This is a genomic window from Actinomyces sp. 432 (assembly GCF_009930875.1).
Lineage (GTDB): Bacteria > Actinomycetota > Actinomycetes > Actinomycetales > Actinomycetaceae > Actinomyces.
Map to the genome: position 1 here is coordinate 2,138,099 of NZ_CP025249.1, position 25,029 is coordinate 2,163,127.

Annotated in this window: 18 protein-coding genes and 1 pseudogene; all 19 read right to left on the reverse strand. The window is 67.2% G+C overall.

Going from position 1 to position 25,029, the window contains the following annotated elements; genetic code table 11:
* Positions 1-5: 5 nt before the first annotated feature.
* The 19 genes and pseudogenes from tagD (CWT12_RS08950) to ilvC all read right to left on the reverse strand — a co-directional run bounded on the left by tagD (CWT12_RS08950) (position 6) and on the right by ilvC (position 25,023).
* Positions 6-398: a glycerol-3-phosphate cytidylyltransferase gene (tagD, locus tag CWT12_RS08950; RefSeq protein ID WP_161924526.1), complete on the reverse strand. Its 393-nt coding sequence runs from the start codon at positions 396-398 to the stop codon at positions 6-8.
* Positions 399-1,049: 651 nt separating this feature from the next.
* Entirely contained in the window at positions 1,050-1,265 is a 216-nt protein-coding gene (locus CWT12_RS13470; RefSeq protein WP_202616183.1) for a transposase family protein, read from the reverse strand.
* Positions 1,262-1,537, reverse strand: coding sequence for a hypothetical protein (locus tag CWT12_RS13475; protein WP_237564110.1), 276 nt, complete (start codon positions 1,535-1,537; stop codon positions 1,262-1,264). Before CWT12_RS13475 ends, CWT12_RS13470 begins: the two co-directional genes overlap by 4 nt.
* A 270-nt stretch (positions 1,538-1,807) precedes the next feature.
* On the reverse strand, positions 1,808-5,737 hold the full coding sequence (locus tag CWT12_RS08960; RefSeq protein ID WP_161924527.1) for a CDP-glycerol glycerophosphotransferase family protein: 3,930 nt from the start codon (positions 5,735-5,737) through the stop codon (positions 1,808-1,810).
* Between the two features lie 21 nt (positions 5,738-5,758).
* On the reverse strand, positions 5,759-6,151 hold the full coding sequence (tagD, locus tag CWT12_RS08965; RefSeq protein ID WP_161924528.1) for a glycerol-3-phosphate cytidylyltransferase: 393 nt from the start codon (positions 6,149-6,151) through the stop codon (positions 5,759-5,761).
* 158 nt (positions 6,152-6,309) lie between these two features.
* The gene (locus tag CWT12_RS08970) at positions 6,310-7,110 is read right to left on the reverse strand and encodes a hypothetical protein (RefSeq protein WP_237564434.1); all 801 of its coding nucleotides are present in this window, start codon (positions 7,108-7,110) and stop codon (positions 6,310-6,312) included.
* A gap of 14 nt (positions 7,111-7,124) precedes the next feature.
* Positions 7,125-7,484 (reverse strand): annotated as a pseudogene (locus tag CWT12_RS14010) (glycosyltransferase); the annotation flags it as partial.
* Complete coding sequence (locus CWT12_RS08975) at positions 7,484-9,913, reverse strand: CDP-glycerol glycerophosphotransferase family protein (protein ID WP_161924529.1); 2,430 nt, start codon at positions 9,911-9,913, stop codon at positions 7,484-7,486. The gene CWT12_RS08975 and the pseudogene CWT12_RS14010, both read right to left, overlap by 1 nt.
* Positions 9,914-9,961: 48 nt before the next feature.
* Positions 9,962-11,869, reverse strand: coding sequence for a CgeB family protein (locus tag CWT12_RS08980; protein WP_161924530.1), 1,908 nt, complete (start codon positions 11,867-11,869; stop codon positions 9,962-9,964).
* Positions 11,862-14,846 (reverse strand): bifunctional glycosyltransferase/CDP-glycerol:glycerophosphate glycerophosphotransferase, encoded by a 2,985-nt coding sequence (locus CWT12_RS08985; RefSeq protein WP_161924531.1) that lies wholly within the window; start codon positions 14,844-14,846, stop codon positions 11,862-11,864. Before CWT12_RS08985 ends, CWT12_RS08980 begins: the two co-directional genes overlap by 8 nt.
* Before the next feature lie 30 nt (positions 14,847-14,876).
* The gene (gene wecC / locus CWT12_RS08990) at positions 14,877-16,127 is read right to left on the reverse strand and encodes a UDP-N-acetyl-D-mannosamine dehydrogenase (RefSeq protein WP_161924532.1); all 1,251 of its coding nucleotides are present in this window, start codon (positions 16,125-16,127) and stop codon (positions 14,877-14,879) included.
* 156 nt (positions 16,128-16,283) lie between these two features.
* Positions 16,284-17,405, reverse strand: coding sequence for an LCP family protein (locus CWT12_RS08995; RefSeq protein WP_237564111.1), 1,122 nt, complete (start codon positions 17,403-17,405; stop codon positions 16,284-16,286).
* Between the two features lie 75 nt (positions 17,406-17,480).
* On the reverse strand, positions 17,481-18,650 hold the full coding sequence (locus tag CWT12_RS09000; RefSeq protein ID WP_161924533.1) for a branched-chain amino acid aminotransferase: 1,170 nt from the start codon (positions 18,648-18,650) through the stop codon (positions 17,481-17,483).
* Between the two features lie 293 nt (positions 18,651-18,943).
* On the reverse strand, positions 18,944-20,008 hold the full coding sequence (locus CWT12_RS09005) for a 3-isopropylmalate dehydrogenase (RefSeq protein ID WP_161924534.1): 1,065 nt from the start codon (positions 20,006-20,008) through the stop codon (positions 18,944-18,946).
* 271 nt (positions 20,009-20,279) lie between these two features.
* Entirely contained in the window at positions 20,280-20,885 is a 606-nt protein-coding gene (locus CWT12_RS09010; RefSeq protein ID WP_161924535.1) for a hypothetical protein, read from the reverse strand.
* Positions 20,878-22,263, reverse strand: coding sequence for an AAA family ATPase (locus CWT12_RS09015; protein ID WP_161924536.1), 1,386 nt, complete (start codon positions 22,261-22,263; stop codon positions 20,878-20,880). Before CWT12_RS09015 ends, CWT12_RS09010 begins: the two co-directional genes overlap by 8 nt.
* A gap of 100 nt (positions 22,264-22,363) precedes the next feature.
* The gene (locus CWT12_RS14715) at positions 22,364-22,705 is read right to left on the reverse strand and encodes an AAA family ATPase (RefSeq protein WP_442862559.1); all 342 of its coding nucleotides are present in this window, start codon (positions 22,703-22,705) and stop codon (positions 22,364-22,366) included.
* Complete coding sequence (locus CWT12_RS09025) at positions 22,591-23,706, reverse strand: AAA family ATPase (protein ID WP_161924537.1); 1,116 nt, start codon at positions 23,704-23,706, stop codon at positions 22,591-22,593. Before CWT12_RS09025 ends, CWT12_RS14715 begins: the two co-directional genes overlap by 115 nt.
* A gap of 285 nt (positions 23,707-23,991) precedes the next feature.
* The gene (ilvC, locus tag CWT12_RS09030; RefSeq protein WP_161924538.1) at positions 23,992-25,023 is read right to left on the reverse strand and encodes a ketol-acid reductoisomerase; all 1,032 of its coding nucleotides are present in this window, start codon (positions 25,021-25,023) and stop codon (positions 23,992-23,994) included.
* Between the last annotated feature and the right edge of the window lie 6 nt (positions 25,024-25,029).

Here is a 25,029-nt window from a genome sequence, read left to right on the forward strand (position 1 = left end):
CCCCGTCACAGCCTCTGCATGTCGTTCTTGATCTGGGTGGTCGAGATCTCCGGCGTGCGCGGCAGGTAGACGACCTCGCACAGGCCCGCGAGCTGCTCGTCAAACTTGCCCGCCCAGTCATCCCCCATGACGAACACGTCGATCTCATACTTCTTCACATCGTCAACCTTCTGCTCCCACGTGTACTCCGGCACCACCAGATCCACGTACCGGATCGCCTCCAGCATCCGCCGACGCTCCTCATACGAGAAGTAGGACTTCTTACCCTTCCCCGCATTGAACTCATCAGACGACAGCACCACCACCAGGTAGTCGCCAAGCGCCCTCGCACGACGCAACAGCTCAATATGCCCGTAGTGCAACAAATCGTAGGTGCCGTAAGTGATGACGCGCTTCATGAGTCCTCGCATGGGTGATGGGGAGCCGTTCGCGACCGCGTGCTTGCCAAATCGTAACTAGCACGAAGGTCGTGAATGAAGAAAGCTTACCTGAGTCCCGGCTGTTCGGTGTCCCGCTTGCGGCTCGTCGTTGACCTGCGGTGAAGCCGCGACGGTCGAGCGCCGACGGCGACCTCGCACCCGCAGTAGACCGCCAACGGGTCCGCACACCATCCCGGCTCGCGAACGATCCATCCGACGCTCTCTAGTATGTGGCTTGTTACCTACGTCGGACCGCCGTCGCCCTCCCGCCTGAGCCCGCTCCCACCTATCGCATCTCTGGATCACCCATGTGGCGGCAAGGGCCCTGAAAATAAATCCGGCGGCCGCCCAAAAAAAGGGGCTAGTTCGTTTCGCGGCCGCAAGGGTGAGCCGACCGCGGGTTGTCGGGCACCTGGAAGCGGCGCCTGTGCGCTGCACCGGAACTGGCCGCCGCCTTCCCCGTGGCCGAATCGGCCAGCGTCTTCGCACCTGTAACCACCCACAAGGCCGTTCCACCGCTGCCGCACCACTGCACAGGGCCGACAACGCCCGCTAACCCGTTTACCCGAGAAGACCCGAGGTAGACAACCGAACGCTAGATACCGTAAAACCTGATTCCTGGAAGGTTATTCATGGGGTGTACGTGAAGGTGGGGGTGAGTATGCCGGTGATGGTTGTTAGGAAGGCTTGTATGGGGTGGCGGTAGCCGGAGTGCAGGACGCGCCAGGTCTTGAGGGTGGCTATGGTTGTTTCGACTACGAAGCGGATGCGGTCGGCCGAGGCGTTGTAGGACATGTCGTTCTCGTGCGGGCGCGGCCCGCGTAGCTTCTTGACGGGCGTGGTCATGCCCAGCCCGGTGGAGCCCCGTCGCCAGTAAGCGTTGGCGGTGCCTGCCCGCCGGGTAGGCACTCGGGCGGGACGTCCAGCAGGCCCGATGTTCCCAGCGCGGCCGCGTCGTGCGCGGATCCGGGCAGCGGGTCGGACACCCGTGCCAGAGCGCCGAAACGGGCACGGGCAACCTGCACGTTACGCACGGCAGTGCGGTACTTGCCTGCGAGCAGGCCAGGTGCGCCTTTCCAGTCCCAGGTCTTGAGCAGGGTGCCGTCCACAATCTGCACCTAGATGGGGTCGATGTCCTCCACTGCAAGCACGCCGTTCCCCAGGGCGTAGGCGTCAGGGTGGCGTAGGCGCTGATGATGCGGGAGGCGGTGGGCTGGGAGACGTCGAAGACCTCAGCAGGAACTCCTGGCTGGTGTTTGTGGCGCAGCGCCATCACGTCCAGATTTACCAGCTGGTACCGGCCCAGTACCCAGGAGCCGCCCTAGCACGCACCCACTACGCGCGCGCATCGAAAATCCCCCACACCCCTACGAATACCCCTCCCGGTACTACCCCCGTTGATCATATATCCCTTCCGCTGCAGCAGCCGAACCCTTCTCTACGCCGCACCGACCGATAGCTCGCCAGAACTCGCGAATAGCATCAGTGGAGTACGTTCTGCTCTCGAACCTAGCCGCAGCCTCTCGGCATTCTTTCCAGCGCCGCATAGCATCAACCCAGAGGTCATGCTCAAGAGGCAGGATCCTCTGCGCGCCGTCCGGCCCCATTGCCCTTATTCCGTCGATATCAGAACCAATTACGGCGGTCCCCAAGGCCCGTGCCTCCAGGATGACCATGGGCTGCCCTTCATGGAGAGACGGGATCAACATCGCATCCGCGCGTGCGAGTATCGGGTACGGATTTCTTACCCACCCCGGCACGAACACCGCCTGCTCAATCCCAAGGCCATGTATCTGCGCCTCAACCTGCGGCCGCAATGGTCCGTCCCCCAGAAGAACCAGACGCGCATCCGAGCATTCCTTGCGGAAACTCGCAAAGGCATTGAGTAAGAATCCGTGGTTCTTCTCCGGGGACATACGCCCGACGTGCACGAATAGCGGTCTCGAATCGCCACACCAATCGATGAATCCATCAATCGATTGCTCATCTGCCAGTCGCTCAAGGACGTCAGGAACAATCACGTTCCGCGCATAAGTAAAGTTGGCGTCGGGAATGCCGTGCGCCTGCGGCAAACGCCTTGCGTTTGTCTCCATCAGCCCCGCGGAAACAGAGACCGCATGGTCAAACCGCGGAATCAGGCTCACTACGGCGGATAGCTCAGGCATCCGAAGTTCTATTTCGCCCTGGATATCATTGTGGAGATACAGCACCTTTGAGGCCTTGCTGTCCGCGATACCGAGAACCAAGCGGGCCATAAACTCGGAGTATCCGTCAAACTCGATCACGGCGTCAAAGGTCGCACCGGGAAGAACCCTGAGCCCTTCTCTCACGAACAGGCGGGTAATCACCGAGTCGAGCCCCGGCCCGGGAGCATACGCCAACTTATGGGCGACGTGCTGGGCGTGCACCTCCAGGCAGGATCTCGGCTGCGCACCGACCCTGCCAATCACACGCACATTTGCCGGGAGCTTGCGCATCGTCTCTTCGCGCCCAGGTTCATTCTGCACCGGACGCCCCTCCGTTAGCACCGTCAGTGACGTGCCCTGGTCGGCTAGCACGGTAATGAGGTTGACGAAGGAACTCGCCATGCCGTTTGGAATCAAGCTTTGGCGGACAAGTAAGCCAGATGATCCTCCGCCCAAGTCTCTTTGAGGATATGCCTCGTCTCGGGACGCCAGGAACGCCTCTGCTACACGTTCCGATGTGTGCCCGTCATCGGCCGGACCAAACTCCGCGATGAATGCTTCACGCTCCACCAGGTCAACCTTAGGCGCCGATATAGCTGCGCGTAGGCTTTCCAGGTTGTCGCAGACTATGCCGGGTAGATGCGACTGATCGAAGTAGACACCCCGGTTCTCGGCGTAGCGGTCCCAATCCGGCACGTAGAACACCATGGGACGCCGGGTCAAGGCGAAGTCGAAGTATATCGATGAGAAGTCCGTGACAAGGAGGTCGATGTCCGGCAGAAGATCGTAGGTGGAAACATGCCTGGGGACAAACTCGATCGTCGGGTCGATCCTCAACGCCGCTTGTTCTACGTAGTGATGGGCGCGCAGATAGGTGTCATATCCCGCATCCGCTAGCGCATCACGAATTGCCAGCAGCGTCTGTACCTGCTCCTCGAGCTCGGAGTCCTCACGCCAGGTGGGAGCGAACAACGCTCGCCTTGCCCCGCTACAGTGGGTGTCGCCGGCGGCTTCTACCAACACGTCGTTGCGCGGGTAGCCCGTGATCTCGATTCTCGCTTTGGTCAAGCCGTTGACATCGCACCCGTTAATCATCACGGACCGAGTGTGCTCGTTCGGGAAAATCGCATAGGTGGCCTGGAGGTAGTTCCGGGCCATGTTGAGATGCACCAGTGGCTCTTGCATGTCCTTCGCGAGCGTCTTGAGCGGAGTCCCGTGCCAGGTCATCAGGTACCGCTGTTCGAGACGCCGAGTAAAGTATGTCGGCCACGTGGAGTTATTGATCAGGTATTTGGCGGTCGCGAGAAGCCTGGTGTACTGCAAAGAGTCTTTCCGGACGACGATCACGTCGGCGCGATCGGCGAGGTCTTCCGGGAGTACGGCATGCTCATCAACGGCCCAAACATGCAGGAATTCGCCTGGGTGCGATCGAAGGATCTCCCGGCACAGCGCAAGCGGGCTACAGTCGATTGAGATTCCGAGGTTGGCCTCATAGAGAATGACATCATCCTCCACCGCGCAGTCCTCCGACCACTCGACATACGCTGCCAGCTGTGCGGTATAGGTCCCAGTCCGCGGAGTATCAACCACCTTTGGCAGCGCCCGATTGAACGTGGTAGTCCGTTTGAGCACGCCTACAGCTCCGCGGAAGTCACCGGTGTCTGCGAGCAGTTCCGCGTAACGGTCTGCGGTTTTAGCCGCCAACGGGTGGCTGAGCAGGCTCACATAGCGATATTCCTCAATAGCCGTTGCTGTATCTCCCGCACGTTCGGCCAGACGCGCACGTTCCTCATGGCCACGGCGATCGGTCGAACCGAAGAAGCGCAGAGGCGCGATAGGTTCTTCGACTGGATCAACCTGAGAAACACCCGAATCGCTGCGTATAACATCTGCCTCGTCCGGGAACTCAGCTGATGGGATCCACGAGGGTCCGCCCGCTATATCGGAAGCAGCTTCTGTCTGCTTGGTAGGCTCAAGCGCACGCGAAGGTGCGAGCCCCATGGATTCCCGCAACGCCTCGTAGGCAGCCGCATAGTAGCCAGCGTCTTCAAAACACCGGCTAATCTCTCGCTGAAGCGTGCGTATCCTGGATTGCTGTCCCGTCAGATTGTCTTCGGCCAGTAAATTGAGTAGTTTCCTATACTCCGTCAAAGCCGCATCACGGGCACCGGAAAGCTGAAGGGCCATTGCGAGGTCTTCGATCCACTCCGTGTTCATCGGCCTCAGATTGACCGCTGACCTCAGTAGCTGTGCGGCATCCGGGAACTCGCACAGCATGGTCTTCATCGTTGCCGCACGATAAAGTAGCCCGGCCCGCCGCCACACTTCGGGCGAAGCTGCCGCGTCGTTGCGATACGTCTCCGCTGCGGCGTCGTAGTGCCGCCCCTCCTCGTGGAAGACACCCAGGCCCCACTTCTTGGCGTCCAGTTTCTGGTCACGATCCTGGGCCATCAAATAGCAGTGCCGGGATCGCCCCCGGTCGCCGGCGCGTTCGTGCGCGTATCCGGCACGGTAGTACGTCCAGCTTCCTCCGCTTAGCGCGGCCGACGCCTCGAAGGCCTCTGCAGCCGCCGGAAGCTGGCCGGCATCTTCGAGCACGGTTGCATAGTTGTATAGCCATTCGGCGTTATCTGAGTGACGCTCTGCAACTTCGGCCATCGCGCTGGCACGCAGCCAAGCGGGATCCTTCTTAGTAAAAGTAGACAAGTATTCTATATCTACCTTCGGATCTGCAAGGTCTTGCACTACTGCAGCGTAATACTCACGGGCGCGCGCCACCTCTCCCTGACGCATGTGCAGGCGCGCAGCGATAAGCTTATCGCTATTTGTCTGCTGACCAGCCTTTGCCCGAGCATCCACCAACGCAACAGCGTCAGCGCACGCACCAGTCTTCTCAAGACTAAAAGCGAGGCGCCTCTCCGCCACGGAGTTTGTGGGATCTGCCTTCAGAGCTGCACGCAGAAGAGGCACCGCGGCCTCGTAGTTCTTCAGCCGGTACTCAAGGTTGCCGAGCGCAAACGCCGATCCTTCCTCAGAGTTCCTCTGAGCAGTCTGGTAGTACTCGCGCGCACGCGCGAAGTTGCTGCGATGCTCGTAGTACTGCCCTAGCCGGACATTGGAGATCAGCTTCATGTCAGCGTCCTTGCTGGAGTCTCAGTTGTTCTGCATGTCGTTCTTGATCTGGGTGGTCGAGATCTCCGGCGTGCGCGGCAGGTAGACGACCTCGCACAGGCCCGCGAGCTGCTCGTCAAACTTGCCCGCCCAGTCATCCCCCATGACGAACACGTCGATCTCATACTTCTTCACATCGTCAACCTTCTGCTCCCACGTGTACTCCGGCACCACCAGATCCACGTACCGGATCGCCTCCAGCATCCGCCGACGCTCCTCATACGAGAAGTAGGACTTCTTACCCTTCCCCGCATTGAACTCATCAGACGACAGCACCACCACCAGGTAGTCGCCAAGCGCCCTCGCACGACGCAACAGCTCAATATGCCCGTAGTGCAACAAATCGTAGGTGCCGTAAGTGATGACGCGCTTCATGGGGCCTCACATGGGTAATGGGTAGCCTTTCCACGATCGAGTACTTACTACGCCAGGGCTAGCATGTCGATCGCGACGTGATGATTCTACCCAAGGCGCAGTACCTTGCCTCCCCTGTGACTGCGCTTACAGGATCACGAAACGGCGCCAATCCGCGACTACAGGCGAGGCTGGCGTGCCTGCTGCGTCAGGCGGACGCACCGCGCCGACTGGTAGGCACGTTCTGCCTCCGCGCCGTGCACCACGTAGCCGCACACCAGCCCCCAGTACGCGGCGGCCGCAGGCGAGTCGGTGAAGGGCACACGCGTATACAGGCTCGCTATCCGTCCAGCCCCTGTCACCGCCACGGCCTCCTCGCCCTTCCACAGCAGCATACGGGCGCGTGCCGCCGCACTCAGGTGCGGCCACGGCGCCCGCCTGATCTGCTCGGAGTCGAGGCGCTCGACCAGACGACGCATCAACGCCTCGTGTTGTGCGGCGAGTCCGGGAATGCTGGGGGCCTCCCCGCGATCTACGACCCCGAAGTACCAGCCCAAGTCATACAGGACCGTCTTCTGCGCCCAGTAAGCACCCCCGGTCTCCTCCAGATACGGCAGGTAACGGTCTACGAGCTGCTCAACGTACCGGCCGGGGCGGTCCCAAGCCGTCTGGACCGCCGAGTCGCCGGAGGCGCGCTTGTTGTAGTAGTAGACCGCGTCCGGAACCACCAGGCAGTACGGGTTCAGTACTCGCACTCTGCCTACATACATGCCGTCCTCGAAGGTCGGCGCCACCCGGTCCTCCGGGAAGCGGCAGCGCCGAGCAAGATCCCCACGCACCAGCACCTCGTGGGTGGATAGCTGCACCACATCCGAGGACCGGCGCACGTCCACGCTGCGCACCCCCCGCCGGAACCGGAAGTCGAGGGGGTGGGGGACGGTCGCCCCCAGCTGGCGGATGAGCGTACGGCCAATGAGCATGCCCGCCCCGCGTCATGCGCACCCAGCAGCGTTGAGATGAAGTCCGGGGCGAGCTCGTCGTCGGGATCGGGGAAGCCGATCCAGTCACCCGTCGCCTGAAGCAGCCCGAGGTTGCGAGCACGGCCCTGGCCACCGTTGTTCGTCTCGATCACCCGAGCGCGAAGATCTGTCCTCGCTGCCCACTTGCGGCACAGGACCGGGGAGTCGTCGCCGGCACCGTCCAGGACAAGTAGTACCTCCATCCGCTCATGCGGATAGTCCTGGGCGTCCAGGGAGGCGAGGAAGTCCGGCAGGTACTCGGCCACCCCGTACACCGCCACCACCAGGGAGACGGTCAGGTCCCGGCCAGTACGGCGACGGCGAGCAATTCCCACTAGATCGTCTCCTTCAGCAGCCGGTGCAGGATCCGCTCACAGGCCCCCGCATCCGGGATGATCAGCTCCGAGGCCGCATGCAGCCGACCCGCGCGCGCGTCCAACGCCGCCGCGAGCGCCTCCCCCAGGCTCGCAGCGGACACGGCGCCTGCCGCCACGTGCATGCGGCGGTAGGCATCGGCGTCGGCGGTGCCGTCCGGACTCCAGACGATTGCCGCGGCCCCCAGCAGCATCGCGTCATCCAGTATCGAAGAGCGGTCCGAGACCACGGCCCACGCCCGCGACAACTGCCCGGGCACGTCCGTGCCGGTGGTGGTGGGTGCGGCCAGGCTCCTAAACCAATCCGGCGTAGTCAGGGCGAGCTTTGGGTGCACGAACAACACCGCGTCTACCCCCGACTCCCTCAGGGCCTCGGCGAGTTGGAGCCAGGGCGCGTAGAAACCGGCGAGCAGGTCCGTGCGTCCAGGGTCCCGGTCCAGCGTCCTGGAAAGCCACGGACTCCAGGTGGGCGCCAGCACTACCCGATCGCGCTCGCGCCCGAGTAGTGCGTGCATGGCGTCATGGCGGGGGAAGCCGGTCAGCCATACCTCCCGGTCGGTGAGCAGGTAGGGGCTGTGGTCGGCGGTGATGGCGGTGTACTCGGCGCGGTGGGCGGTGATGAGCACGTCGATGCGGCGCGTGTTGAACCATCGCCACATGTGCCGCATGGTCACGCCGTGTTGCAGGAAGATCACCCGCTGGTCCCTGCGGGTTCCCGTGCCCACCAGGCGTGCGGCTACGACGGGGTCGCCGATGTCGGCCAGCAGCAGCGTGTCGGCCTGCGCCCAGGCGGTCTCAAATGCGGTCGTTCCCGGAGAGGCCAGCTCGAATCCCTCCGCCTCCAGACGCTCCCAGTCCGCACAGCGGCGGTCTATGGCGAGCACGTGCCGGATGCCCGGCGCGTGCTCGCGCGCGTAGCGGTACAGGGGCTCGGCGTTGTCCCCGGCCGAGTCGTGCCGGTCCATGTACAGCCAGGTGCGGGGAGCACCCTGCGGCGTCACCGCCGACGCGTCCAGCCGTGGCATTCCCGCCTCCGCCCGAGTGGGCTCAGGCGCCGTACCACCGCGGTGGCCGACCAGTCGGGCCGTGCGACGTCGCAACGCCCGTAGCCTCCGTGTCAGGGCGCGCCGCACCCTGGTCACCGGTGCGGGCGGGGGCGACGGCGGGCGCCGCATGCCCCGGTATGGCGCGGGGGTGACCTCGCGGCCGTCGATGACTGCCGTCAAGGTCCCCCTGGGGAGCCAGACGAGCCGCTCGTGCACGAGTACGCGATCGAAGTAGGCGTGGTCGACGATCTTCGTGCTCGTAGGCTCGGCCGGCGCACCGTCGACGTACCACTGCTCCCTAGGCGGGGAGCCGGTGAAGAAGTAGGACACCTGGCGGTCGGCCCGGAAGGGGCGCTCCGACGGCAGCACGGGCTCGGGCAGGCGGGCGCCGGTAGCGGCCAGCAGTGCCGCCAGCCGGTTGAGAGCCACCGGCGTGGCGCAGTACGCCTCGACCTGGGCCGCCGGCACACGGGCAAGCACGCCGACCAGTAGATCCGCCACGCGTGCGCGCTCGGCCTCGCCCAGCGCGTGGGCGGCGAAGCGCAGGCCCCGGTCTGCGTCGGTCACTTCGAGCAGGCGCGCCAGCACCAGCTGGTGCACCCAGGCGGGGAGCCCGCCCCGTTCCCCCGCCGCGGCGTACCAGGCGGGAATGTCCCGCTCCAGCACCTGGACGTACTCCGGCAGCGTGGACAGCGGCGGCTGCTCCTCCGGCCGGGGACGTTCGATCACACCCGGCCCGTCGTGCAGGCGTACCCGCTGGCCGGTGCCCGCGAGCAGGCGGATCAGCAGCGTGGCGCCGTCGGCGTCGGCCTCGTCCCAGGCCGGCAGGCCACCGGCGGGAACGTCCATGACCGCACCCGCCAGCCGCAGCGTGAACAAGTGCGGCTCAGCCAGCAGGCTGGAGTCGCGGGCCCCGTGGGCGAAGCGGGCCCGCAGCGGGTGGGTGTCCGAGACCTGGCCGTCAACCATCCGCTTGAGCGGCACCATGACCACCCCGGCGCGGCCACTCCCCGGCAGTTCCTCGGCCAGCCCCGGCTCGGGCACATCCCCCGCCCGCAGCACCAGCACCCGGCCGCGCAGGCCGGCGAGCACCCTGCGAGTGGCGGCCAGAGGCGTCTGCCCCACCACGGGCTGCAGGTCATGCTCCGCGAGCGCCGCGGCCTCCGCCGGGGTGGGACCGTCTGCGCCGACGCATACGGCGACGTCGCCGATCCCCTCGTCGGCCAGGCCGATGAGGGTCGTCTCCAGGTCCCCGCCGCCGTCGACAATGACTACCACGCGGAGACTCGTAGCACCACCGTGGAGGGCCCGCTCCCGGTCAGGAAAGGCAATACCGTTCTTCAAAGAAGCTCCTGCTCAGCACTCTCTGGGATCACGACCCGCCCATCCCGATCATTGCACCGAGCCGGGGATCTCCGCGTCACCGGGCGCGCCCCAGTGGGTGATGCGGCCGGTCGCCAGCACCTCGGCGGAGGAGATGCCCCAGGTGTGGGCCGGTCCGGTGCCGCGGCGCTGCACGAAGCCGAAGCGGGAGGCGGAGTACATGCGGGCACCGGCGGCGGACGCCCGCTTGAGGAAGCCGGTGTCCTCCCCGATGGTGGTGTCCGGGAAGCCCGCCTCGCGCGCCAGCCCCGTGGTGGCCACCAGCGTCGGCCCGGACAGGAAGGCCGTGTAGCGGTGCTCCCACTCGGGGAAGCGCAGGACGACGGCGTTCTCACCCTCCAGGTGGACGAAGTGGGCGTGCTTGCCCACCACCTCGGCGCGGGCGTAGTCGGCGGCGGCCAGGGACTCGAACAGGTAGTAGTCGCCGTACAAGTCGTCATCATCCAGCTTGGCGATGAAGTCGGCATCCACGCGCGCCAGCATGCGGTTGTAGTTGGCCCCCAGCGAGTCGGCGGCCTCGCCCACAACCCAGTCCACCTCCAGGCCCAGCTCGCGGGCGCGGGCGTGGGCAGCGTCCGGCGCCTCAAAGCCGTGGGTGAGGATGATGGGCCGCAGCTCGACGTGCTGCTGGCGGGCGAGGGTATCCAGTACGCCGTCCAGCCGCTCCGGGCGAATCGTTGATACCAGCGGGGCGATGGTGGGGCGGCGGTAGGCCCGCTCCCCCAGGCCGACCGCCTCCAGCACCTGGTCCACGCGGGCGGTGTAGGTATGCCGCAGCCAGATCTCCCGCTGCGCCAGGTAGGTCATGCGGTCACGCAGCTCGGGATTGCTCACCAGGGCCCGCTCGGCCCAGTAGGCCTCCTTGCGGTCACCGACGACGGCGAGCGTCCCGGCGGGCAGGAAGCGCCCGGTAGCGGGCGACGGCATGGTCACCACCGGGGTGCCGCAGGCGGTGATCTCAAAGATCCGGCGGGCGAACATGGAGGGGCTGGAGACCACCGAGTTGACGTTCAGGAACACCTTGTAGCCACGGTAGGCGGACAGCATCTCCGGGTAGCTCAGCGAGCCGCGCACGAAGGCGTCGTAGGGGGCGGGGAACTGGTAGTTCGCGTCGGCGCCGAGGTAGCGGGAGAAGATGTCCAGTCCCCGCTCCAGCTTCGGGGCGGCATCCACGGCGGCACCCAGCAGCGCCTCCATCTGCTCGCGCCGCTCGGGGTACTTGTGGGCGAAGTACATGCCGGCGAAGGCGATATCCCGCAGCGGGACGGGGCGGCCGTCGTCGTCGCACAGGCGCACCGGGTTGTGGATGGTGGGCTGGGCGGCGAAGGGCAGCACGCCGATGCGGTCATGGCCCAGCTCGGCCCGGTAGCGGTCCAGGAGAGTCTCATCCGTGGTGAGCACCCAGTCGAACAGGCGGGCGGTCGCGATCGCCTCGTCGTAGTGGGCGGGGTCCTCCTTGTTCCAAAACACCGTGGGAATGCCGGCGGCGCGGGCGTGCGCAACCAGTTCCCGCAGGTGGGTGGAGGGCCCGTTCCTGCCGATCACCTGGTAGCGCCAGGCATCCCCGTTGCCGTGCCACGCGGATTCCACGAACAGCAGGTCAATCGGCTCAGCGGCGATCTGCTCGCGCCACTCGGCGGGGGTCAGCGCCACGGGCCGCCACTCGTACTGGAGTGCGAGGGCGGTGAACTCGTCCGCGATCACGCCGACGGTCAGGTCGTGGCGGGGCGGGGCGGCGTCGGGCGCGGGAACCTCCCAGGCAGGGAAGGCGACCTGCCCCTTGCGGGCGCGGCGGCCCCGGGCGGGGCGCGCCCAGGCACTCGCCCGCCGCCTACGCCGGAACTCCCTTACCCCGGCGATTCCACCGTGGCGGGCATGCCACAGGGTCTTGCGGGCCGTGCGGAACAGGTCACTCATGGGGCTCCTCCTCGCCGGGGCGGGTCGGCACCACACCCGGCAGCACCGTATCGATCCAGGCGCACACGGCGTCCAGGCTCGCGCGAATAGGTGCGGGATCCACCACCGCGGGCACCGGGCCGGCGGCCAGCAGCTCGGCCGCACGGGCCTGCACCTGCGCCTGGGTACGGGTGACGGGCAAACCCGAGTCGGCCGGCCAGTCCCGGTAGAAGCCCCGCTCCCGATCCCGGTACGCCTCCAGGTCGGGCAGGTGCAGTAGGGCCGGGCGGCCGGTCAGGGCCCAGTCGAACACCACCGAGGAGTAGTCGGTGATGAGCAGGTCGGAGGCCAGCATCAGGTCCTCGATACTCGGGTAGCGGCCCACGCCGATCACGCGGTCAGCATGGGCCCGCAGTGAGTTCATATGGTGGCTGCGCAATAGCACCACGGCGCCGGTAGCGCGGGCCAGGGCGCCGGCGTCCAGTAGCTCCGAAGCGTCCTGATAGGGCCGTCGCAGTCCCTCCCGCCAGGTCGGGGCGTACAGGATGACGGGTTCGGCCGGGCCGATGCCCAGTTGTGCACGCACGCGCCCTGCCTTGGTCTGCCCGCCCAGGAGGCCGGTGTTGCGCGGCTGCTCACCCACTAATACCCGCCCGGCGTATCCCAGCCCGCGGCGAAGGTCCGCCGCTGCCGCCGGGGACTGTGCCAGCAGGAGGTCCCACTGGGGCGCCTGCCGGGCCATCAGGCGCCGGTAGGGCAAGGTGACGGAAGCGGAAGGGGCGTCGTTGAGCAGCCGCTTGATGGGGGTGCCATGCCAGGTCTGCAGGAGGCGCTGCCCGGGGTCCTTGGTGAACCAGTGGGGCAGGTGGTCATTGACCACGAGCAGGCGGGCGGTCCGCAGGGCGCGGAACCACTCGGGAGTGCCGACGACGATCGGTGTGGCCCCGGCCGGCACGGAAACCGTCCCGTCCCGCACGGATACCCAAAGCGGCACGGGCGTGGAGCGGGCGATGAGCTCGTCGCGGATGGCACCTGGATTGTCACCTGCGGACTTGCCGCTGAAGGTCTCGAAGAAGATCCCGGGCACGAGCGGCCCCCAGTCCTCCTCGATCAGCAGGCGGCGGCCGTACCGGGACCGGTACTGCGGGTCAACCGGTGCGATGATACTCATTTCCAGGCCCCCGTCCGCCTGGGGGCGCAGGCGTACGCGGCGTACGCGCCCGGCCAGCTCGGTCGGGGGCCCGTCCAGGGCGGCACCGGTGACGCAGCGCCCTTCACTGCCCGCTGCGGACCAGCGCAGGACGAAGCCGCCGGAGGGCAGACTCGGGTCCGTCAGGTCCAACTCCGCCGCCCAGCCACCGGCGGCAACGGTCGTGGTCAGCGGGAAGCGTCCGCTGGATGCGGCGGCGGTGATCGCCAGGTCAGCGGGGACTGGGCCGGGACCGCCGACCCGGAGCCGTCCGCCGTCCAGGCTGGCGCGGGCGACGCTCACCCCGTCCGGGGCGAGCCCCCCGGCACCGGGTGGCGCCTCCCCCGCGGCCGCGGGGCGAATAACTAGTGCCCCGCCGTCGGCTGCGGCGCTCCACCCCGTGGCCGACGTGCGCGGTCGACGCGTGCCCAGTGGTGGCGGCACCGGCTGCTCCAGCAGCCGGCCGGCTACCCGCAGGCGCAACTGCACCCGCATGGGAGCGGAAGGTATACCCGCCAGGCTGACGGTCGCGCGGTAACCCGAGCCGGTGTAGCTGCGCCAGGGGTCCTCGGCCTCCAGGTCCGCGAGCGGCGCAGCAATACGCTCGACGTCGGCGCGGGCGACCTCCCGGCCGTCCGCGCCTATCAGGACTACCTCGGGACCGGGATCGGCGCAGGGGTCTACGCCCGGCACATACGCCCAGCCCTCCAGCAGGAGCCCGTCCTCACCAATCCACCGGCATGCCCGCAGCACCTGGTGGATGCGCAGATCGGCATCCGTGACGGCGCGGACCTGCGCGGGAACGGGCGCGATCCGCCCAAGCACGGGCGGATCGGCGCGCAGCCCGCCCGCCGCAGCAGTCAGGGGAACGGCAGGCGTGTCCTCGTAACGGGACGCCAGCACCTCAAGCAGATCGGCCGAGCCTGCGTGCCCAAGGACCCACAGCAGCAGGCGGTCGGAGAAGGGCAGCGCGCCCCACGCGACGGTGTCCGCGTCCGGGAGGGCGCTGCGGGTCACCGCGCGCAGCCGCTCCACCGCATCATCGGGCTGGGCCGGCGCCCCGGCAGCCAGGTCGACTAGCGCGCGGCCGTGCAGGACACCGAGCAGGGCCTCGCCCCCACCCGCCAGTAGCCGCCGGTCGGCGGCGATAGCACTCGCAACCGCGCTCAGGTCCGCATCCCAGCCGGGTTTCGGCACGGCGCCGACCAGGACCAGGTCCGCAGGCTCAACCAGGACCGGCTGGGCACCAAGGACAAGACGGAGTGCGGCGGTGCGGGCGGCCTCCTGCGGGGCGGCGTCCCCGATCCCGGCCGCCGCAGTGACCCAGGCGCTCGCGGGGGCAACCACTCTGCCGGGGATGAAGCCATCCAGTAGCTCCGGAGCGGAGGTGATGCTGGTCAGGCGGCGCGGCTCCGGCACGCCGGGCCCGGGCCCCTGGGCGAGTGGCCGGGCTCCCCCGAGGTGAACCTCGCCGTCGGCGGGTATCGTCCCGTAACCGTCGCGGGCCGCGGCGTCGGACGCAGACATGATCGTCAGCATCCGGCCCCGGGCCGCCTCCAGGACCGCTCCCAATCCCCCCTCAATCACGCGGACGCGGCGGTTGCGGCGGGCGAGCGCTCCGAGCGCCTCCCGCTCAGGGGGAGGGCAGGAATCCATGACAAGAGCGAGAACCTCGCCATCCACCGACTGCTGGTTCAGCAGGGAGCGTGCGGCGCGCGCCACGCTGGCGTTGGCGCCGACCAGCAGCACTACGCTCAGAACCGGCCGGCGGCGCCGAGCCAGCAGCCGCAGCGTGCTTTGAATCCCCATGGCGTCGTTGCTCCCAGGCCGCTTAGCGGGTCAGCGCCAGGCGCCGCGCGTATCGATCACACGCTTGCCGTCCAGCGGTGACCGGTCCAGTGCCTTGAACTCCTTGTGGTCTACCAGCAGTACCACCACGTCCGCCGCGGCAATCGCCTCCCGGTAGTCCACGAGCGAGATGTTCCCTGCGGCGGCGAGCGACGCGGGCAGCTCGGTGATATTCGGTTCGGCGGCCAGAATCCTGGCCTCGGGCAGCAGCGCCGCCAGCTCCCGCGTCACCGACAGGGCCGGGGACTCCCGCAGATCATCCACGTCGGCCTTGAAGGCCAGTCCCAGGGCCGCGATAGTCGGCGACTCCAGTCCCGCCACGGCCTCCCGCACGCGCCCGACCACGTGCCTCGGCTTGGAGTCGTTGACGTCGCGCGCCGCGTGAATCAGTCTTGCCTCATCCGGCGCGGCAGACACGATGAACCAGGGGTCCACGGCGATGCAGTGACCACCAACCCCGGGGCCGGGCTGCAGAATATTCACCCGCGGGTGCAGGTTCGCCAGCTCGATCAGCTCCCACACATCGATCCCGAGCTTCTCGGAGATGATCGACAGCTCATTGGCGAAGGCGATATTCACGTCCCGGAAGGCGTTCTCCGTCAGCTTGGCCAGCTCCGCCGTGCGGGCGTCCGTCAGCCGCAGCTCGCCCGTGCAGAAAGTGGCGTACAGATCACGGGCCAGCTCCGCCGCCCGCGGCGTGAGGCCGCCGATGATCCGCGAGTTAGTGATCATCTCGGTCATGATCCGCCCCGGCAGCACCCGCTCCGGGCAGTGCGCGAAGTGCACCACCGGCCTGTCCCCGGATCCGTCCAGCGACAGGTCCGGCCGCTGCCCCAGGATCAACTGCGCCATGTGCTCGGTGGTCCCCGGAGGGGAAGTCGACTCCAGCACCACCAGCTCACCACCCGTCAGGTGGGGCGCAATCTCGCGCGCCGCCGCCTGAATGTAGGACAGGTCCGCCTCATGTTCACCGGTCCTGCCCTGCTTAAACGGCGTCGGCACCGCCACGATGTACACGCCCGCGGCCGGCATCTGCACCTGTGCGCGCAGCCGCCCCCGGGCAACCCCTTCGGCCACGGCCTCGCCCAGGCCCGCCTCCACGAACGGCAGCTCTCCCCGGTTGACCGCGGCGGCACGCTCTTCCGACACGTCCACCCCGATCACCTCGGCCCCGGCGCGCGCCAGCACGGCCGCCGTCGGCAGGCCGATATAACCGAGTCCAACCACGCAGATCGAGGTCATGTGGGGGCCATCTCCTAAGGATCGACCACGACCAAAGGTGACCCCCTGGTCGGTGGGTTGCTTACAGCCTAGATGATCGCACTTAGTTGCGAAGTCACCAAGATTGCTGATTGCCACAGCCGGGACTGGCTTTTGTGGCACAGACGGGCCGTCAGTTCACCGTGGCCGGAAGCAGGGTGACGGCGTCGGGGTTCTCCTCCAGGTAGTCCGCAACCGCGTCCTTCTGGAAGGCCTCGAACAGGGGGCGTCGGCCTCGGCATCAAGCAGGACGATCGACTGCCCGTCCGCGCTCGTACCCGTGCCGGAAGTGGGAACGGTCATGAAGTTGATGTCCGTGGAGTGGATGCCGCGCAGAGCCAGGGCCAGCGACTGCATCTCATTAATCGTGAAGCCCTCGTCCACGGCCAGGGTCTCGGTGACCGTGGTCAGGAAGGAGTACAGCTTCCCCGGGTTGGACAGGATGCCGTTGTTCAGCACGGCCCCGACCATGGCGCGCATCCAGGCCTGCTGCCGGTTGACGCGGTCGAAGTCGCCGCCGGGCAGGCTCTTGCGCTCGCGCGCGTAGGCGAGTGCCTGCTCCCCGTTGAGCAGCTGCCCGCCGGGCTCGAACTCGGTTCCAGCCAGCGTCTGGGGCGTCTTGAGGTTGATCGTCACGCCGCCAATTGAGTCCGTAATAGCGCTGAAGGACTCGAAGTCCGCTACCACGAAGTGGTCGATGCGCACCCCGGTGAGCTGCTCGACAGTCTGAATGGTCAGGCTCGGACCGCCGTAGGAGAAGGCTGCGTTGATCTTGTTCTCCCCGTAGCCGGGGATGTCCACCCAGGAGTCACGCGGGATCGACATGACGGAGACGTCCTCGCGATCACCGCTGACCTGCACCAGCATGATCGCATCGGTGCGCTGGGCGCCGGCCTCCCACTGGCTGGGGTCTCCGGCGCTGATACGTGAGTCGGAGCCGAGCACGAGGATGTTTGTGGCCGGGTCCTCGGCGTCCTGCTCCGGGGCGCGAGCGCCGGAGTCAATTGACGCGAAGGGGTTGCCGATCGTCTCGATGTTGGCCGCCAGCCGGCTGCGCAGCCACAGGCCCCCCGCGGCTGTGCCCGCGACGAGCACCGCCACGACCGCGAGCACGGACACCAGCCCGATGCGCCAGCGGCGCCCGCTACCGCTCTTGCCGGAGCCATCGCTCGCGGAGTCGGTCCGCCCGACGCCGCCGAGCACGTCATCATTCGCATTTCCGCGAGCGGCATCGTCTGCGCGCTGCTCGTTATCGCTCATAAGTCAATCTGACCACACCGAGCGGGGCGGGGAGCCGCGCAGCCGTGGGGATCGGATCACAAGCCGGTTGCGACGTCAGGCCAGGCGGTACATCCAGTCGTAGGGGTCCTCCAGGCGCCCGTACTGGATGCCCGTCAGGCGCTCGTAGATCTCGTGCGTGACTTCGCTGCCCTCAATGGCAACGTCGAATCCCTCACCCTTGAGCCGCCCGAGCGGGACAACGACGGCGGCGGTGCCGCAGGCGAAGACCTCGCGCACCCTTCCTGATGAAATGTCCTCCAACAGGCTCTCCAGGGGGATGGTCTCCTCCACCACCCTACGGCCGGAGTCCTTGAGCAGGCGAATGATGGCGCTGCGGGTGTTCCCTTCGAGGATGGTGCCGGTCAGGCGCGGGGTGCGCACGGTGCCGTCGGCGTCCACCACCATCACGTTCATGCCGCCGAGCTCCTCCAGGTTCTTCCCGGTGACGTCATCAAGGAAGCAGACCTGGTCGCAGCCCTGAGCGTCGGCCTCCTGCTGCGGCAGCAGGGAGGAGGCGTAGTTTCCGCCGGTCTTGGCGAATCCGGTTCCGCCGCGCCCGGCCCGGTGGTAGTCCTGTGACACCCAGATGGAGATGGGCTGCAGGCCGTTGGTGAAGTAGGCGCCCGACGGCGAGGCGATGACGTAGTAGTCAATGGTGCTGGCGGCGTGCACGCCGAGGAAGGCCTCGGAGGCGAAGGCGTATGGCCGCAGGTACAGGGACTCCCCCTCCCCCGAGGGCACCCACTCGGCGTCGGCACGCACCAGGTCCACCAAGGAGGCGATGAAGTCCTCCTCGGGCAGTTCGGGGACGGCCATGCGGCGGGCCGACAGATTCATCCGGGCGGCGTTGTAACGAGGCCGGAAGGTCCAGATCGAGCCGTCGGCGTGGCGGTATGCCTTAATGCCCTCGAAGATCTCCTGCGCGTAGTGCAGCACGGCTGCGGCGGGTGAGAGGGTCAGGTCCGCGAAGGGAACGATGGCGTGCTCCGCCCAGCCGCCCTCCTTGGTCCAGCGGGCGTGAGCCATGTGGTCGGTGAACACCCTGCCGAAATGCAGATCGGTGAGGGCCTGGGCGCGCTCGGCGTCGCTGGCCGGGTGCGGGTGCGGCTGCCGGGGGAAGCGGCCGGCGAGGGAGTCGGCTGGAGGGACCGGGACAGCGGCGGCGCGAGCCAGAGGCGTCTGGAGGGAATCGGGCGTGGAAGCGGCGGCTGGGGTCACAGACATACCGGCACTGTACCGCCGTTCCACTGCCCGGAAGGACATCTCTCAAATGCTGGTTCGGCCGATCCTGTGTGCCGTACTCAGAAGCGAGCTGACACACGCGCCGTTGGCTCAGACGCTCCCACCCGGTCCTCCCGCGCCCGCACCGGGAGGGCCCCACCACCGCCCCATGCACCGCAGCGTCAACGGTCATCTCGCGCCCGCACCGGGAGGGCGACCTCCGCCTCCGCCGCGAGCCGCCCGGGCTGGCGTACTGCACCCGCCCGGGAAGGCGCCTGGGGTCTGGCGCGCCGGCTTCAGCCCCGCACTGCGGCCGTGACGGCGTCCCCGATCTCGCTGGTGGTGCGCACCAGCGGGGCTCCGGCGGCCTCGGCTACGGCCCGGGCGGCCATGTCTGCGTCCACGGCCGCCTCCACCCTGGCGGCCGCCTCCGTCATGCCCAAGTGGCTGAGCATCATGGCTACGGCGGAGATAGTGGCGACCGGGTCGGCCTTGCCCTGCCCGGCGATGTCCGGGGCGGAGCCGTGGACCGGCTCGAACATGGAGGGGAACTCCCCGGCCGGGTTGAGGTTGCCCGAGGCCGACAGGCCAATGCCGCCGGTGATGGCGCCGGCCTCGTCGGTGAGGATGTCGCCGAAGAGGTTGTCAGTGACGATCACGTCGAAGCGGCCCGGGTCGGTGACCAAGTAGATGGTGGCGGCGTCAACGTGGGCGTAGTCCACCTTCACCTCCGGGTACTCGGCGCCGACCTCCTCAACGGTGCGGCGCCACAAGTGGCCGGCGTTGACCAGCACGTTGTGCTTGTGCACCAGGGTGAGGTGGTGGGCGGGGCGGGCCTGGGCGGTCTCGAAGGCGTAGCGCACCACGCGCTCGACCCCGTAGGCGGTGTTGACGCTGACCTCGGTGGCGATCTCCTGCGGGGTGCCGGTGCGCACGGTGCCGCCGTTGCCGCAGTACAGGCCCTCGGTGCCCTCGCGCACCACCACGAAGTCGATGTCTCCCGGATCAGCCAGTGGAGTGGCCACGCCCGGGTAGTACTTGGAGGGCCGCAGGTTGACGTAGTGGTCCAGTTCGAAGCGCAGCCGGAGCAGCAGGCCGCGCTCGAGCACGCCGGAGGGGACCGATGGGTCGCCGACGGCACCCAGGAGGATCGCGTCGTGAGTCTTGATGTCCTCCAATTCGGCGTCCGCAATGGTCTCGCCGGTACGGTGCCAGCGCTCGGCACCCAGGTCGAAGTCGGTGGTCTCCAGGGTGACGCCGCTACCTTCCAGGGCGGCCCGGAGCACCTTCAGGCCCTCGGGCACCACCTCCTTGCCGATGCCGTCGCCGGGGATCACTGCAAGTCTGATGGTCTGCGTCATGCGGCGACCCTAAGCGGATCGGTCGTCGCCCCGGGCGGGCATCTCAGATAGCGGCGAGCGGTTGGCGGGCCCGCCAGCAGGCACTGCGCCGCTCCTGCCGACCCCACGGTGCCGACCAGTCCGCGGCGCGCCGTCGCCACGACGCCGTTGCACGACCCCGGGCGATACTCCACGACCTTGGTGCGTGTTGCACGACCCTGGGGAGGTCGTGGAACACGCACCAAGGTCGTGCAACGCATGAGCGCAGCCACCACGAACCGGGGCACCCGCGCTACTGATAGCTCAGGTGCTGCCGGTTCCTGACCACGGCGGACTCGAGCTCCTTCTCGAGCCTCTTCCAGGCCTCCAGATGCTTGACGTCACCATCTATCCGGATCTGGCCGACGAGTTTCGAGCGCTTGCGTTCAAAGGCGTTCACCGTCATGAAGCGAGAACGGTCCCGGTTGAGGTACTCCTTCAGCGTTCGCTTGGGGTCCGCCAGATCCTCGATCCCGGCCAGCCGAAATCCTTGCCGCGACGCCCAAGGTTGAAAGGACTCCTCCTTCGACCACAGGTCCGCCAGCACCCACGCCTCGGTCATCGTCACCGGGATCACCGGCACGACGCGGTCGTCGCCCGGGGAACGGCACTCCTTGATCCGAGCCTCTATGCCTACGTTGTCGGCGTCGCGGTGCACGAAGATCAGGTCATACGGCTCTTCTGCCAACGCCTTGATCTTCTCCTCAGCATTATTCGGCCGCCGCCCAGTCCATCCGTGCGGTTCAAGGTTCACGTCGGCACCGGGACGCATGCTCATGAGCAGCCGCTCGAGTACCTTAGCTAGCCCGTTGTCGGAGGTTCCCTCGCCGATGAAGGCGCACTGCCAGTACTCAGTCATCGGTCTCCTCTGGCGCCGAGGGGTTGTACAGGAAGGCGAAGAGCTTAGAGCGCGACACCGGCGCCGAGCTCCGCGGACGGTCGTCCGAGCCCTCCCACCGCTCGGACCGCCAGGTTCCCGGCAGCGGATTGAAGGTCACGGACTCCGTGATGCACCCATCGGGCTCTCGGCGTCGCCATGGCACCGCGCACAGCACGTCGTCGGCGTGGTCCCGCATGACATCCTGGACCAGGTAGGGCGAATGCGTGTTGACGAGGACCTGCCCGGCGTGGCCGTCACGGGCTTCCGTCATGGAGCGCAGCAGTTCGAGTATGTCAGCGATCTTGGCGGGGTGGAGGCCGTTCTCCGGCTCCTCGATTGCGATGAGGCTCTGGCCGGTATCCAGTACCGCGAGAGCGGCGAGCGCGATCAGACGCAGGGTGCCGTCGGAGAGGCTGAGCGCAGATAGCTCGGGCCCGTCTCCGATCCTGGCACGCAGTTCCAGGTAGTCACCGTTGGGGACCACCCGCAGCTCGCGCATCTCAAGGAACGGAGCCACAGCATCAATGATGTCCTGGTAGACCCGGCCGCCGTCCCGAGCGGCACGCCGGTAGAGGGCCGAGGCCAGGTGCGCTCCCGATGCGGTGATGTCCGCCTCCTCGTCACGGTCGTCCGAGCGACGTAGGGCGGAGGGCTCGAGGGACAGAAAGCGCCACGAGCGCATCTGCGCCGCGACGGCGGCGACGGCTCGCGAGAAGCCCGCACCGACAGGATCGCCGAGCAAGGTACGTACGCTGCCGTCGACCGGAAACATCATCAGATCTTCCCCACCACATCCCGGTAGAGGCTCAACATCATCGCGGCTAACAAAGACAGCCTTAATGAAGCCGGCATCTGGCGGGGCGTCGCTACCCACTGACACATCGTCCGTAAAGATGTACGTCCCTGGAGTATCTAGCGAGCCGAGTCGCTCCTTGGCCAACGTAAGGTCGGTGTCGCCATCGCGTTCATTGACGCGGAACTCCACCTCGTAGCGGAACCTCTCGGCGCGCGTCGGGACCCGTGGCGGCCCCGACCGGGGATCGCGCGGCGCCATCTGCCCGGGCCGCGTCACGTCGACGTCGGCAGTGACCTCCGCAGCAAGCCGAACCGTGTGCCCGTCGGCGAGCGACTCGGGTGGGAAGAGCACGCGCAGCGGCGTCTTCTGACCGCCATCGGAACGCAGCCGGCGGAATGCCTCGCGGTACGGGTACTGGACGAGGAGGCTGAGCAGCTCGATCGCGTCGAACAGGTTGGACTTCCCAACGCCATTTGGCCCAGCGATCACAGTCATCGGACCGAAGTCAACGGCAACGTCCCGGAGGTTCTTGAACCCCGAGACCTCAATCCTGTTCAGCACGGCCTCGGCTCCTTCCCACGGCCTCACACCGATTGCAGACCAGGATAGCAACCGCGTTAACCGAACCGTATTTGGACGAGGACGCCCCCATCCGCACGCCTCATCCTCTTACCTCACGCGGGCTCTTCAGGTACGCCAGCACCGCACTGCGCGGAACCGGGCGGATGCCGTCGCCGCCGTCCCGGCCCCGGCTGCGCCACGACCCCTCCAGGGGCCGGAAGTCGGCGACTCGCAGCTGCGAACCGTCCCCGCTGCGCACCGTACGCGCAACCGCGCAGAGTAGCTCGGCGTCGTCGGCACACTGGAACAGGTAAGGAGAATGCGTGTTCACGATGACCTGGCGCAAGTGCTGTGAAGTAGGCTCGGACAGGTCATGCAACAGGTTGTACAAGTCGGCGATCTTAGCGGGGTGGATACCGTTCTCCGGCTCCTCCAGGCACAGTAGCCCCGAGTAGTCGGGGCGGCGCCGATGGCGGCCAGCGCGAGCGAGCGCAATGTCCCGTCAGACAGAGCCCGCGCGGGAAGCTCGGGTGAGTCCCCAACCTGGGCGCGCAGCTCCAAGGCCTGCCGCACGGGATCCTCCCTGACCGACAGGCTGCGGATGTCCACCAGGGCGCTGACGGCGTCACGCACCCGCCGGAGCACCGCGCCGTCCCGCCCGGACGCAAGATCCTGGCGGTACAGGGAAGCCGCCACGTGCGCCCCTGAGGCAGAAATAGCGCGCCGCTCCATTAAGTCGTCGGGTGAGCGCATGGCACTGGGCTCCAGGGCCAGGAATCGCCACGACGCCATTTCGGTACGCGCAGCGAGGATAGTCGGGTACTCGGCACTGGCGACGGCGGACAGGACAGTTCGCTGAGCGCCGTCGGCAAGAACTTGGCGCGCTCTTCCCGAGGCCTCGCGGTGCACCATCACCACTCCGCTGCCGCCAGCGACTTCGTAGTTCATGAAGAAGCCGTTGGAGTCGTCCCGCCGGGAGGGGATAAACCGGCGGCAGAGATCCGCTTCCGGGAAAAGGAGTGGGCGTGTGCTGTCGTTCAGCGGGCGCAGCCGCTCCCCCGCCAGCCGCAGCCGCAGGCCCCCTGGCACCGAGGCGTCGCGGTGTACCGCGATCTTCACCTCGTAGCGCACATATCCGCATGACGGCACCACCGCCTGCCCGAACTCGTCCTCCGCCCGCGGGGGCAGGATCATCTCCGCGGCCAGGGTCAGGTGACCGCGTCCGGCCAGCACTTCTGCCGCAAGTAGAGCGCTGGCGTCGAACTGCTGCTGAGCCGTGGGGCGCACCTGCGCACAGGCGTCGTGGAACGAATTGCAGCTGAGCAGGGAGAGGAACTCCAGCGCATTGAGCAGATTCGATTTTCCCACCGCGTTCGGGCCAGTGATACAGGTGAATGGGCCGAAGTCGACCGCCACACCTACGAGATTCTTGAATCCTGTCACCTCGAAACGGGTTAGCACACTTACGCCCCCATCATCTCCTACCGGCAGCTCGCACAGTTTATCCTCAGGCAAGCGCCCACACGCCCACATACGGCAGCGTGGTCAAAACGCTACATTAAACGCCTTCTAAAACGATGAATTCCGGGAAAAATAAGGGGCGGCGGGCCGCAGCCCGCCGCCCCACTGGGAAGCAATTACCGGCTCACCGGACCAGTCCGCCGCCGCGGGCCGACTCCGCCGCCCCGCGCGGTTGCACCTGACCGGATGCCGACCCCGCCCGTCGGCTCAGCGTGCGGCCGAGCCCTCGGTGTAGTCCTTGTCCAGGTCGGCGCGCCAGGCGAACATGGAGCGCACCTCGCGGCCAGTGGCCTCGATCGGGTGTGCCTCGCCCTCGGCCCGCAGCCGCTTGAACTCCGGGGCGCCGGCGGCCTGGTCGTCCATGAAGCGCTTGGCGAAGGAGCCGTCCTGGATGTCGCCCAGGACCTCCTTCATGTGCTCCTTGACGTCGGGGGTGATCACGCGCGGACCGGAGATGTAGTCGCCGTACTCGGCGGTGTCGGAGCAGGACCAGCGCTGCTTGGAGATGCCGCCCTCGTTGATCAGGTCGACGATCAGCTTGAGCTCGTGGCAGACCTCGAAGTAGGCCATCTCCGGCTGGTACCCGGCCTCGACCAGCGTCTCGAAGCCGTACTGGATCAGCTTGGACACGCCGCCGCACAGGACTGTCTGCTCGCCGAACAAGTCGGTCTCGGTCTCCTCGCGGAAGGTGGTCTTGATAGCGCCGGCCCGGGTACCTCCAATGGCCTTGGCGTAGGACAGCACCAGCGGCCAGGCCTGACCGGAGGCGTCCTGCTGGACGCACACCAGCACGGGCACGCCGCGGCCGGCCTCGAACTCGCGGCGCACGGTGTGACCGGGGCCCTTGGGGGCAACCATGACCACGTCGATGTCCGCGGCTGGGGTGATGTAGCCGAAGTGGATGTTGAAGCCGTGTGAGAACAGCAGGGCGGAACCGGACTTGAGGTTGGGCTCGATCTCCGTCTTGTACAGCTCGGCCTGCACCTGGTCAGGGGCCAGGACGACGGTGACGTCGGCCTCAGCCACGGCCTCGGCGATCGGCTTGACGGTCAGGCCGGCCTCCTGGGCCTTGGCGGCGGAGCGGGACCCCTCACGCAGGCCGACGACGACCTCCACGCCGGAGTCGCGCAGATTCAGGGCGTGTGCGTGTCCCTGCGAGCCGTAGCCGATGACGGCCACCTTCTTGGACTGGATGACCGACAGGTCGGCGTCGTCGTCGTAGAACTTCTCAGCTGCCATAGTGGG

Bases quoted from the DNA above. Each gene is read 5' to 3' on its own strand.
- tagD (WP_161924526.1), bottom strand. From the start codon at position 398: ATGAAGCGCGTCATCACTTACGGCACCTACGATTTGTTGCACTACGGG.
- CWT12_RS13470 (WP_202616183.1), bottom strand. From the start codon at position 1,265: ATGACCACGCCCGTCAAGAAGCTACGCGGGCCGCGCCCGCACGAGAAC.
- CWT12_RS08960 (WP_161924527.1), bottom strand. From the start codon at position 5,737: ATGAAGCTGATCTCCAATGTCCGGCTAGGGCAGTACTACGAGCATCGC.
- tagD (WP_161924528.1), bottom strand. From the start codon at position 6,151: ATGAAGCGCGTCATCACTTACGGCACCTACGATTTGTTGCACTACGGG.
- CWT12_RS08970 (WP_237564434.1), bottom strand. From the start codon at position 7,110: ATGCTCATTGGCCGTACGCTCATCCGCCAGCTGGGGGCGACCGTCCCC.
- CWT12_RS08980 (WP_161924530.1), bottom strand. From the start codon at position 11,869: ATGAGTGACCTGTTCCGCACGGCCCGCAAGACCCTGTGGCATGCCCGC.
- CWT12_RS08985 (WP_161924531.1), bottom strand. From the start codon at position 14,846: ATGGGGATTCAAAGCACGCTGCGGCTGCTGGCTCGGCGCCGCCGGCCG.
- wecC (WP_161924532.1), bottom strand. From the start codon at position 16,127: ATGACCTCGATCTGCGTGGTTGGACTCGGTTATATCGGCCTGCCGACG.
- CWT12_RS08995 (WP_237564111.1), bottom strand. From the start codon at position 17,405: ATGAGCGATAACGAGCAGCGCGCAGACGATGCCGCTCGCGGAAATGCG.
- CWT12_RS09000 (WP_161924533.1), bottom strand. From the start codon at position 18,650: ATGTCTGTGACCCCAGCCGCCGCTTCCACGCCCGATTCCCTCCAGACG.
- CWT12_RS09005 (WP_161924534.1), bottom strand. From the start codon at position 20,008: ATGACGCAGACCATCAGACTTGCAGTGATCCCCGGCGACGGCATCGGC.
- CWT12_RS09010 (WP_161924535.1), bottom strand. From the start codon at position 20,885: ATGACTGAGTACTGGCAGTGCGCCTTCATCGGCGAGGGAACCTCCGAC.
- ilvC (WP_161924538.1), bottom strand. From the start codon at position 25,023: ATGGCAGCTGAGAAGTTCTACGACGACGACGCCGACCTGTCGGTCATC.